At 72.0% G+C, this 11,747-nt stretch carries 8 protein-coding genes; 4 read left to right on the top strand and 4 right to left on the bottom strand.

Translation table 11 applies throughout. The features are described from left to right. Positions 1-3 precede the first annotated feature (3 nt). Positions 4-570, top strand: coding sequence for a GNAT family N-acetyltransferase (locus GR130_RS06770; protein ID WP_159503864.1), 567 nt, complete (start codon positions 4-6; stop codon positions 568-570). Between the two features lie 333 nt (positions 571-903). Here the strand turns inward: GR130_RS06770 and ppdK are convergent, their stop codons facing one another. Then, a complete protein-coding gene (gene ppdK / locus GR130_RS06765; protein WP_159503863.1) occupies positions 904-3,597 on the bottom strand; it encodes a pyruvate, phosphate dikinase in 2,694 nt (897 codons plus the stop codon). A 972-nt stretch (positions 3,598-4,569) separates the two neighbouring features. Here ppdK and GR130_RS06760 point away from each other — a divergent pair. Next, entirely contained in the window at positions 4,570-5,496 is a 927-nt protein-coding gene (locus tag GR130_RS06760) for a helix-turn-helix transcriptional regulator (protein ID WP_159503862.1), read from the top strand. Positions 5,497-5,566: 70 nt separating this feature from the next. Here GR130_RS06760 and GR130_RS06755 read toward each other — a convergent pair whose 3' ends face one another. Continuing rightward, positions 5,567-6,139: a MarR family winged helix-turn-helix transcriptional regulator gene (locus tag GR130_RS06755; protein ID WP_201305152.1), complete on the bottom strand. Its 573-nt coding sequence runs from the start codon at positions 6,137-6,139 to the stop codon at positions 5,567-5,569. Between the two features lie 344 nt (positions 6,140-6,483). Beyond that, complete coding sequence (gene dusB, locus GR130_RS06750; RefSeq protein WP_159503860.1) at positions 6,484-7,620, bottom strand: tRNA dihydrouridine synthase DusB; 1,137 nt, start codon at positions 7,618-7,620, stop codon at positions 6,484-6,486. 64 nt (positions 7,621-7,684) lie between these two features. Between dusB and GR130_RS06745 the strand changes: the two genes are divergently transcribed. Then, the gene (locus GR130_RS06745; RefSeq protein WP_159503859.1) at positions 7,685-9,142 is read left to right on the top strand and encodes an MFS transporter; all 1,458 of its coding nucleotides are present in this window, start codon (positions 7,685-7,687) and stop codon (positions 9,140-9,142) included. Between the two features lie 17 nt (positions 9,143-9,159). Here the strand turns inward: GR130_RS06745 and GR130_RS06740 are convergent, their stop codons facing one another. After that, complete coding sequence (locus GR130_RS06740) at positions 9,160-10,179, bottom strand: helix-turn-helix transcriptional regulator (RefSeq protein ID WP_236572861.1); 1,020 nt, start codon at positions 10,177-10,179, stop codon at positions 9,160-9,162. Between the two features lie 101 nt (positions 10,180-10,280). Between GR130_RS06740 and GR130_RS06735 the strand changes: the two genes are divergently transcribed. Beyond that, positions 10,281-11,735, top strand: a complete 1,455-nt coding sequence (locus GR130_RS06735) for an MFS transporter (RefSeq protein WP_159503858.1) — start codon at positions 10,281-10,283, stop codon at positions 11,733-11,735. Positions 11,736-11,747: the final 12 nt, after the last annotated feature.

Here is an 11,747-nt window from a genome sequence, read left to right as displayed (position 1 = left end):
CATATGACCCAACCCGAAGGCACCACCGTCGCATGCATGGACGGCCCGGCTGCGGAGAAGGCCGAAGGTGACTTCACGGTCGTCTACGCCGAGGTATTCGCCGAGCCGCCCTACTGCGAGACTGACGACGACGTCGTGGCCACCTTCCGGCGTTTCCGCTCCCGGACACGGAGACGCGCCTTCCGGGCTGCCCTGGCCCGCACACCCGACGGCACACCCGTCGGCATGGCCTACGGCTGCCCCCTCGGGCCGAAGACAGGCTGGTGGGACTCGCTCACCGAGCCCGTGCCCGACGAGATGCGTCGCGAGGACGGCCACCGCACCTTCGGCCTGATGGAGCTGGCCGTGCGCCTGCCATGGCGCGGACACGGCATCGCCCGCCGACTGCACGAGACGCTCCTCCACGGCATCGAAGCCGAGCGAGTGGTACTCAACGTCCATCCGGTGAATGAGGCAGCACAAGCGGCATACCGATCGTGGGGCTACCGCAAAGTCGGTGACGCTCGCCCGTGGGCCGGTGCCGATCTCCACGACGTCATGGTCCTCGTCTTGCCCCACCCGCCGGCGTAGGCCGGTGCCGCACCACACAGCACCCGCAGCAGATACGCCCCCGGCCCGCCGCTCACCGCGACGAGCCGGGGGCGTCGTGTGCCCTGCCTATGCAGCACAGGGCGCAACGAGGGCACAAGGACCCGGAAGATCCCGAAAAACGACGGCAATCACTACGCGTAGTTTTCCCAGGTCAGAACCCACATCTGAGTATCCCCGCAGCCCACAAGACCGAGGGCGGCACCTCCGCACAGGTGCCGCCCTCGTTGCGGTGCCGGAGCCGGCGGGCGGGCGTGAGGGTGAAGGTGCCCGGCCGCCGTCTCCGGTGGTGTGTGGGGCGGGTGCCCCGTCGGGTCAGCGGCTGTCGCTGCCCTTGGCCTCCGCCGCCGCGCGGCCCGCCTCCAGCCGGGCGACCGGGATGCGGAACGGCGAGCAGGAGACGTAGTCGAGTCCGACCTCGTGGAAGAAGTGGACCGACTCCGGGTCGCCGCCGTGCTCCCCGCAGACCCCGAGTTTGAGGTCGGGGCGGGTGGCGCGGCCGGCCGCCGCTGCGTTGCGGACCAGCGAGCCCACGCCGTCCTTGTCGATGGTCTCGAAGGGGCTGACGCCGAAGATGCCCTTCTCCAGGTACGCGGTGAAGAAGCTGGCCTCCACGTCGTCGCGGGAGAAGCCCCAGACGGTCTGCGTGAGGTCGTTGGTGCCGAAGGAGAAGAAGTCGGCGGACTCGGCGATCTGGCCGGCCGTCAGCGCGGCGCGGGGCAGCTCGATCATCGTGCCGAGGGTGAGCCTGAGGCTGACGCCGTAGCGCTTCTCGACCTCGGCGATGACCTGTTCGGCCTCCTCGCGGACGATCTCCAGCTCCTGGACGGTGCCCACCAGCGGGATCATGATCTCGGCGCGCGGGTCGCCCTTGGCGTTCCGGCGCTCGGCGGCGGCCTCGGCGATGGCCCGTACCTGCATGGCGAACAGGCCGGGGATGACCAGGCCGAGGCGGACGCCGCGCAGACCCAGCATCGGGTTCTGCTCGTGCAGCTTGTGCACGGCCTGGAGGAGCCGGAGGTCGTTCTCGTGCGGCTCCTTGCGGGCCTCGGCGAGCGCGACCCGGACCGAGAGGTCCGTGATGTCGGGCAGGAACTCGTGCAGCGGCGGGTCCAGGAGGCGGACGGTCACCGGCAGGCCGTCCATCGCCTCGAACAGCTCGATGAAGTCGGCCTTCTGGAGCGGCAGCAGCTCGGCGAGGGCGGCGTCCTTGTCGGCGTCGGTGTCGGCGAGGATCAGGCGCTCGACCATCTCCCGGCGCTCGCCGAGGAACATGTGCTCGGTGCGGCACAGGCCGATGCCCTGGGCGCCGAACCGGCGGGCGCGGGCGGCGTCCTCGGCGTTGTCGGCATTGGCCCGTACGCGCAGCCGGCGGACCCGGTCCGCGTAGGCCATGATCCGGTGGACGGCCTGCACGAGTTCGTCGGCGTCCTCGGCGCCGGCGTGCATCCGGCCCTCGAAGTACTCGACGACCGGGGACGGCACGACCGGGACCTCACCGGCGTAGACCTTGCCGGAGGAGCCGTCGATGGAGACGACGTCGCCCTCTTCGATGACCGTGCCGTCCTGGGTGGTCAGCTTGCGGGTCTTGGTGTCGACCTCCAGCTCCTCGGCGCCGCAGACACAGGTCTTGCCCATGCCGCGGGCGACGACGGCGGCGTGCGAGGTCTTGCCGCCGCGGGAGGTGAGGATGCCCTCGGCGGCGATCATGCCGTTGAGGTCGTCGGGGTTGGTCTCGCGGCGGATCAGGATGACCTTCTCGCCGGACCGGGACCACTTGACGGCGGTGTAGGAGTCGAAGACGGCCTTGCCGACGGCGGCGCCCGGGGAGGCGGCGATGCCGCGGCCGATCAGCTCGGACTTCGCGTCCAGGTCGAAGCGGGGGAACATCAGCTGCGCGAGCTGGCCGCCGGTGACCCGCTGGAGGGCCTCGGCCTCGTCGATCAGGCCCTGGTCGACGAGCTGGGTGGCGATCCGGAAGGCGGCACCGGCGGTGCGCTTGCCGACCCGGGTCTGCAGCATCCACAGCTTGCCGCGCTCGATGGTGAACTCGATGTCGCACAGGTCCTTGTAGTGCGTTTCGAGCGTCTCCATGATCTGCATCAGCTCGTCGTAGGACGCCTTGTCGATGTTCTCCAGGTCGGCGAGCGGGACCGTGTTGCGGATACCGGCGACGACGTCCTCGCCCTGCGCGTTCTGCAGGTAGTCGCCGTAGACGCCCTGCTGGCCGCTGGCCGGGTCGCGGGTGAAGGCGACGCCGGTGCCGGAGTCGGGGCCGAGGTTGCCGAAGACCATGGAGCAGACGTTGACGGCCGTGCCGAGGTCGCCGGGGATGCGCTCCTGGCGGCGGTAGAGCTTGGCGCGGTCGGTGTTCCACGAGTCGAAGACGGCCCTTATGGCCAGGTCCATCTGCTCACGGGCGTCCTGCGGGAAGTCCCGCCCGGTCTCCTTGGCGACGATCTGCTTGAACTGCTCGACCAGCGCGCGGAGATCGGCGGCGTCCAGGTCGACGTCGACGGTGACGCCCTTGTCCCGCTTGGCCTCCTCCAGCGCCTCCTCGAAGAGTTCGCCGTCGACGCCCAGCACGGTCTTGCCGAACATCTGGATGAGGCGTCGGTACGAGTCCCAGGCGAACCGCTCGTCGCCGGCCTGCGCGGCGAGGCCGGAAACCGACGCATCCGAGAGGCCGATGTTGAGGACGGTGTCCATCATGCCGGGCATCGAGAACTTCGCCCCGGAACGCACGGATACGAGCAGCGGGTCGTCGGCCTGCCCGAGCTTCTTGCCCATCTTCCGCTCAAGCGCGTCGAGGTGCTCGGAGACCTCGGCACGGAGTGCCGCGGGTTCGGTGCCGCTCTCCAGGTAGACCTTGCAGGCTTCGGTGGTGATCGTGAAGCCCGGAGGGACGGGAAGTCCCAGGTTGGTCATCTCCGCAAGGTTGGCGCCCTTGCCGCCGAGGAGGTCCTTGAGGTCCTTGTTGCCCTCGGTGAAGTCGTAGACGAACTTCACGGAAGAAGACTGGCTTACGTGGGGATCTTGTGTTTCCGGCACGGGTCTGACTCCTCGCCGACGGGCTGCCCTGACGGCGAGGAACATACCCAGATCGAAGGCGTATGGGTACGTCCACTTGGTCGACATACGTGCGTAACCCGGCGTCCGCCAGTAGATCGAAAGTGATCATGGGCAATGACCATCGTTTATTTCCTGAACGGATCACTGCACCACGTAGTCGGCAGGGCGATCTACTTCTACGCAGTGCAATGGTGTTGTTGATTACTTGAACAGGCGGCGGATGGCACCCGGTGCCACCACTGCGAGAGATGGAGCCCGGCCGATTCCGCTCATCTGAGCGGACCCCCTATCAGGGGTGGCGAGAATCACGCGCTCATGTGTGAGCGGGTCCCATCATTTGGACCCGCTTCGACTCGTTGATCAAGGAATGCCTCGACCGGCATGCGCGCCCGTTGCCGTACCGCCGGAAGATCCGCACGCGATTCGGCCATCCGCCGCTCCGGGGCGGCCCCGGTGCCGGTCGTGACCGCGCCGCCTCCCCGCCCCGCGCCACCGCGGGGCCGCGCCGTCCCCGGCGGGCGCCGCGGACGGCGCCGGTTCCGCCTCGGTCCGGGCGTTTCGGCGTGCCGTCGGCCCAGAAGCGTGGGCACCGGTATCAGGCCATAGTTCCCGGGTGGCGAGAACCGCACCTCGGCGTCCCGGGTCGTATACCGCTGCACGGGAGCGCGTTGCCGTCACTCCCCTCCCAAGGTGGCGGCGTATCCCGGGAACCGGGCGCGCCTGCCGGGCGGAATGCTCGGTGCGGGAAGTCCGCTCATCGGTGGTCCCGTTCATCGGTGGTCGCGCTCATTGCCGGTCTCGCTCGTGGCGGCGGTGGTCGCGACCGGCGCATTCCGGTACCGGGAAGCCCGTGATCCTGGTAGCGGCGGTATCTGGCACCGTCCGGCGGGCGTCCCGCATGATGAACCGGTGTCAGCGATCACCCGTTCCGCATCCGCCGCTGCCGCCCGGCGCGGGGAACTCGCCGCGTTCCTGCGGCTCCGCCGGGAGCGCATCACCCCCCAGGACGTGGGCCTGCCCGGCGGCCCGCGGCGGCGCACGCCGGGCCTGCGCCGGGAGGAGGTCGCCGAGCGTGCGGGCGTCGGCGTGGCCTGGTACACCTGGCTGGAACAGGGGCGGGCGATCAACCCCAGCATCCAGGTGCTGGACGCCATCGCCGGTGCGCTGCTGCTCGGCCCGGCGGAGCGCGCACATCTGCACCGGCTCGCGGACGTCCCCGGCGCCGCCGCCCCCGAATCCCCCGCCGAGGAGATTCCGGTTCCGCCCGGGGCGCGGGCGGTGCAGACCATTCTGGATTCGCTGAACCCGCTGCCGGCGGGCCTGGTCGGCGCCCGCTACGACGTATTGGCCTTCAACGACGCCTATGCCGCGCTCGATCCCCGGATCGAGCTGCTGCCGCCGCCGGAACGGAATGTGCTGTGGCGGCTTTTCACCGCGGACGAGGAATCCCAGCCGCTGGTCGACTGGGAGCGCGAGGTCTCCTTCATGGTGGGCCGGTTGCGCGGCGCGTTCGGCCGCCGCATGCACGATCCGCGGTGGCGGGCGTATATCCGTGAACTCTCCGCGGCCAGCCCGCTGTTCGCGGAGATGTGGGCCCGGCACGACGTCCTGCCGCCGGCCAGCCACCGCAAGGCGTTCCGTACGGTCGACGGCCGCGAGGTGACGATCATCGCGACGGGTTTCACCACGATCGAGGCGCCCACCGCCACTCTGTGGGTCTATACGCCGGACGGCCCGGACGCACAGCGGGTGCTGGGTGAACTGCTCGCCCGCTACCGGGAGTTGGGGGCGGCCGGGCTGGTGGCCGCGGGCACGGCCGACCGGGAGGCCGACTGAGCACCGGGCCGTACGCCCGCCTCGCCGGGGGCGGCCGGGGCCCTTCCGGCCCTGACCCGCCGGACGGGCGCTACGCCTTCGCCCGGCGCCCGCTCCTGCGCGGTGCCGGGTCCGCCCCGTCCAGCAGTTCCAGCCGCCGCTCCGCGCCCCGGGTCTCCACCTGGGTGACGATCCGCCGCAGCAGCTCCGCCAGGGTCAGCGCCTCGTCGTCGGTCAGCCCCTCGGTGACGAAGGCCTCCTCGGCGTGGAACTCCGGGAAGGTCCGGGCCATCAGCGCCTCGCCCTCGGGCGTGAGGGAGAGCAGCGCGAGCCGGCCGTCCGTGGGGTGGGGGGTGCGTGCCATCAGGCCGCGGGACTGGAGGGTGCGGGCGACGCCGGTGAGGGTGCCCTTGGAGATGCCGGCCTCCTCGGCGACCCGGCGGGTCTCCCACGCACCGCGGACCCACACCACCCACAGCACCACGAACGAGGTCCAGGTCAGCTCGGCGCCGCGCAGCACCGAGTTCTCGAAGTGCTGCCGTACGGACGCCGCGGCGCGGTAGAGGCCCGCGACGGCGGCCATCCGCTCCTGCCGGACGGGGGTGTCGCCGAGCCTGGCCCGTACCGCCTGCTCCGTGTCCGCCACGGAGCGGTGCCCACTCACCACGGCATCTCCCTCGCCTCTCCCGTACCCGGCCGCCGGACGCGCACGCCGCACGGCGGCACGTGGGCTGCACACGGTAACGGGGCCCCGACCGGACGGCCGCCGGGACATCACGCCGTACACCCGGACGGCGCCACCGCCCGGCGCCCGTGGCCGGTATCCCGCCTGCGGTCAGCCGCCGGCGGTGTCCCGGCCGACCCCACCTTCCGCCGGCCGGGCCCGGGTCGAAGGGGCACTTGTGCTCGTCGCCCGGTTCGCGCTCGCTCACCGCGAGCACGGCGCGCCGTTCCGCCTCCGCCTCGTCGAGGCGGCCCGGCCCGCGGAGCGCACCGGCCGTCCGCCGGTCAGCCTCCCGAGGTGTCCAGCTCCGCGTCCTCGCTGACGCCGGCGCAGTCGTACGGGTCGCGCAGCCAACCGTCGGGCAGCACCACGCGGTTGTTGCCGGAGGTGCGGCCGCGCGGCCCGTCGGCACCCGCCGGCCACGGCTGGTCGAGGTCCAACTCACCCAGCCCGTCCTCCAGTTCGGCGAGCGACGAGCTGATCGCCATCCGCTTGCGCATCTCCGAGCCGACCGCGAAGCCCTTCAGATACCAGGCGACGTGCTTGCGGAAGTCGATGACGCCGCGGTTCTCGTCGCCGATCCACTCGCCCAGCAGCGCGGCGTGCCGGACCATGACCGCGGCGACCTCGCGGAGGGTCGGCGCGGCGGGCGCGCCGGTGCCCTCGAAGGCGGCGACCAGATCGCCGAAGAGCCAGGGGCGGCCCAGGCAGCCGCGGCCGACGACCACGCCGTCGCAGCCGGTCCGCCGCATCATCCGCACCGCGTCGTCCGCGGACCAGATGTCGCCGTTGCCGAGCACCGGGATCTCCGGGACGTGCTCCTTGAGGCGTGCGATGGCGTCCCAGTCGGCGGTGCCGCCGTAGTGCTGGGCGGCGGTGCGGCCGTGCAGCGCGATGGCGGTCACGCCCTCGTCGACGGCGATCCGGCCGGCGTCGAGGAAGGTGATGTGGTCGTCGTCGATGCCCTTGCGCATCTTCATCGTGACGGGCAGGTCACCGGCGCCGCTGACCGCCTCGCGCAGGATGGCGCGCAGCAGGTTCCGCTTGTAGGGGAGGGCGGAGCCGCCGCCCTTGCGGGTCACCTTCGGGACCGGGCAGCCGAAATTCAGGTCGATGTGGTCGGCCAGGTCCTCCTCCGCGATCATGCGGACGGCCTTGCCGACGGTGGCCGGGTCGACGCCGTACAGCTGGATCGAGCGCGGCTGCTCGCTCGCGTCGAAGCGGATCAGCTGCATGGTCTTCTCGTTGCGCTCGACCAGCGCCCGGGTGGTGATCATCTCGCTGACGAAGAGGCCCTTGCCGCCGCTGAACTCCCGGCACAGCGTCCGGAACGGGGCGTTGGTGATCCCGGCCATGGGCGCGAGCACCACGGGGGGCTGCACCGCATGGGGGCCGATCTGCAGCGAAGTCATGGACCCCATTGTCCCGCACCCGGCGAACCGCCCCGCCGGGGACGTCCGGCCGGGATCGTTGTAGCGTTCAACCATGCCTGTCGTCAGCCGCCGTCGCCGTCTGCTGGTCCTGGCGATCTGCTGCCTGAGCCTGCTGATCGTCAGCCTCGACAGCACCATCCTGAACGTCGCGCTGCCGACGATGCAGCGCGAGCTGGGTGCCTCGGTCTCCGGGATGCAGTGGACGATCGACGCCTACACCCTGGTCCTGGCGTCGCTGCTGATGCTGTCCGGCTCGACGGCGGACCGCCTCGGCCGCCGCCGGATCTTCACCGTCGGGCTGGTGGTCTTCGCGATCGGCTCGCTGCTGTGCAGCCTGGCGCCCGGACTGGAATGGCTGGTGGTCTTCCGGATGGTGCAGGCGGTCGGCGGGTCGATGCTCAACCCCGTCGCCATGTCGATCATCACCAACACCTTCACCGACCCCCGGGAGCGGGCCCGCGCCATCGGGGTGTGGGGCGGCGTGGTCGGCATCAGCATGGCGGCCGGGCCGGTGATCGGCGGGCTGCTGGTGCAGAACGTCGGCTGGCGGTCGATCTTCTGGATCAACGTCCCGATCGGCGCCCTGGCGCTGTTCCTCACCCTGCGGTACGTCCCGGAGTCCCGCGCCCCCAGGCCCCGCCGGGTCGACGCGGTGGGCCAGCTGCTGGTGATCGCGCTGCTCGGCTCCCTGACGTACGCGATCATCCAGGCTCCGGAGACCGGCTGGACCTCCCCGGAGATCCTCTCGTTCGTGCTGGTGGCCGCGGCCTCCCTCGCGGCCCTCGTCGGCTACGAGCGCCGCCGCCGCGAACCCCTCATCGACCTGCGGTTCTTCCACAGCGTCCCGTTCGCCGGCGCCACCGTCACAGCCGTCTGCGCCTTCGCCGCGCTCGGCGGCTTCCTCTTCGTCAACACCCTCTACCTCCAGAACATCCGCGGCCTGTCCGCCCTGGAAGCCGGCCTCTACATGCTCCCCATGGCCGGGATGACCCTGGTCTTCGCCCCGCTCTCCGGACGCCTGGTCGCCGGCCGCGGCGCCCGGCTGCCGCTGCTGCTGGCCGGTACGGCGATGGCCGCCAGCGGCCTGCTCTTCGCCGCCTTCGACGCCCCGTCGACCAGCGCCCTGCTGCTCACCGGCTACGTCCTCTTCGGCATCGGATTCGGCCTGGTCAACGCCCCGATCACGAACACCGCGGTGTCCGGTATGCCGCGCGCGCAGGCCGGCGTGGCGGCGGCGGTGGCCTCCACCAGCCGGCAGGTCGGGCAGTCGCTGGGCGTCGCGGTGATCGGCGCCGTCCTGGCCGGCGGGGCGCATCTCGGCGCCACCCCCGCCGCCTTCCTCGCCGCCGGCCGCCCCGTCTGGTGGATCATCACCGGCTGCGGCGCCGCGATCCTCCTCCTCGGCGCCCTGACCACCGGCCGCTGGGCACGCGCCACCGCCCGGCGCACCGCGGCGCTCTTCGAGAACGGGACGGCCCGCGGGCACAGCCGGGCGGGCGCGGAGTCCTGACCCGCGGCCGGGCGCGCTCACCCCTGGGCGAGCGCCAGCCTCTCCAACCGCTCCAGCCGCTCCCGCGACACCTCGTCGACCGGGGCGTACACCAGCACCTTCGGCCCGGGATTCGGCCCCGTCCACAGATTCGTCCCGGTCAGCTGGAGCACGCCGACCTCCGGGTGCCGGAAGACCTTGAGGGCGCTCGCCTGGCGCTCGACCTCGTGCTGCGCCCAGATCTCCCGGAACTCCGGCGACGCCTCGGTCAGCCTCGTCACCAGCGCCTTCCACGCGGGCTCCGCGACGTGCTCGGCCATCGAGGCGCGGAACTTGGCGGTCATCGTCCGGATCGTCGCCTCCCGGTCGACGAGCGCGGCCCGCCACCCGGGGTGGGTGAACGCCAGCCACATGCAGTTGCGGTCCTCCTCGGGCAGCGCGTCGAGGTCGCACATCAGCTGCCCGTACGTGCGGTTGTAGGCGAGGATGTCGAACCGGCTGTTCTGCACCACCGCGGGGAACGGCGCGAGTTGGTGCAGGATCTGCCGCAGCGCCAGCGGCACGCCCGTGCACTCCTTGCCCGGCAGCGGGTCGATCGCCCCGGCGAGCGCGAAGAGGTGGCTGCGCTCGGCGCGGTCCAGCAGCAGCGCGCGGGCCACCGCGTCCAGCACCTGCGGCGAGACGTGGATGTCCCGGCCCTGTTCGAGCCAGGTGTACCAGGTCACGCCGACCGCGCCGAGATGCGCGACCTCCTCGCGGCGCAGCCCGGGAGTGCGGCGGCGGCTGCCGCGCGGCAGGCCGACCTGCTCGGGGGTGATCCGCTCCCGGCGGCTGCGCAGGAACGCGGCCAGCTCCGCCCGCCGGATCGCGTCGCCGGCGCGCGGGGCGCCGCCGGCCCGGGGGGCTGCGCCGGCCCCGCCACGTGTGGCACTCTGCGACCCCGCCACATCCCGGACGGCGGCCGCATCCGAGACTGTGGTCACATCCGGGACGGTTGTCACGTCCGAGACGGTGCCCGGTCCCGCCGCCGCTGCCACATCCGTCGCATCCAGACTCATGCGTCCAGCCTGCCGCAGAGCCCAGACAGTTGCCAGGTAGTGCTGATACCAGGATAACGACACTCTGGTACCCGTCTGAGCCGACCACGATCATCGACTGCGTGACCGAAACCCAGATACAGAGCACCACCCCGGCGGCGCCCACCACCACCGCCCGGCACAGTTCGGCGGCGACCCCGCTGCTCACCCCCCTGGGCCTGCTGACCGTCCTCCTGGGCGCGGCCCTCCCGATGATCGACTTCTTTATCGTCAACGTGGCCCTGCCGACCATCGACCACGACCTGCGGGCGGGTCCCGCGCTGCTGGAAATGGTGGTCGCCGGCTACGGGGTCGCCTACGCCACGATGCTCGTCCTCGGCGGACGGATCGGCGACATCGCCGGCCGGCGTCGACTGTTCCTCTGGGGCCTTGCCACCTTCGGTCTCACCTCACTCGCCTGCGGACTGGCCCCCGACGCCTGGACGTTGGTGATCGCCCGGGTCGCCCAGGGCGCGGCCGCCGCCCTGCTGCTGCCGCAGGTACTGGCCACCATCCAGGCCACCACCACCGGCAAGCGGCGCGCCAAGGCCGTCAGCCTCTACGGCGGCACGGCCGGCGTCTCCAGCGCCCTCGGCCAGGTGCTCGGCGGGCTGCTGGTCTCGGTCGACCTGGCCGGCACCGGCTGGCGCGCGGTGTTCCTGGTGAACGTCCCGATCGCCGTGGTGGCCTGGCTGCTGGCGGCCCGCACGGTCCCCGAGACCCGGTCCCCGCACCCCACCCGCGTCGACGGCCCCGGCACCGCGCTGCTCGCCACCTCCCTGATCGCCCTGCTGCTGCCGCTCACCGAGGGCCGCGCCGCCGGCTGGCCCGTGTGGTCCTGGCTGCTGCTGGCGGTCTTCCCGTTCTCGGCCGCCGCGTTCATCGCCGTCGAGCGCCGTGCCGAGCGGACCGGCCGCACCCCCCTCGTACCGCCGTCCCTTCTCCGCATCCCCTCCGTCCACAGCGGCCTGTCCATGATGATCCCGTTCTCCGTCGGCTTCGGCGGCTTCATGTTCGTGGTGGCGGTGGCCCTCCAGACCGGCCTGCGCTACGGCCCGCTCGCCGCCGGCGTCTCGCTCGCCCCACTCTGCCTCGCCTACTTCCTCGCCTCGCTGGCCGGCCCGCGGCTGGTTCAGCGCTTCGGCCGGCGAGTGGTGATCACCGGCTCACTGCTCCAGAGCGCCGGGCTGCTCGCCCTGGCCCTGACCGTCCACGCCGACTGGCCGCACATCCCGGTCATGGAACTGGCTCCGAGCATGACGGTGCTGGGCTTCGGGCAGGGCCTGCTGCTGCCGGTCCTGATGCGGATCGTGCTGAGCGAACTGCCGGTGGCGCAGGCGGGCGTGGGCGGCGGCGTCATGGTCACCACGCAGCAGTCCGGTCTCGCCCTCGGCGTGGCCACGCTGGGCACCCTCTTCCTCGCCCTGCTCCCCGCCGCCGGCATCCGCGACGCCCTGCTCGCCGCCGTACTGGCCCAGCTCCTGATCGTCCTCGGCACGACCCTGCTCGGCCTCCGCCTCCCCCGCACCCTGCACTGAGGCCCGCACCGC

The sequence above is a fragment of the Streptomyces sp. GS7 genome, from assembly GCF_009834125.1.
In the GTDB taxonomy this organism is placed as follows: domain Bacteria; phylum Actinomycetota; class Actinomycetes; order Streptomycetales; family Streptomycetaceae; genus Streptomyces.
This window is presented reverse-complemented; position numbering and strand designations above follow the sequence as displayed.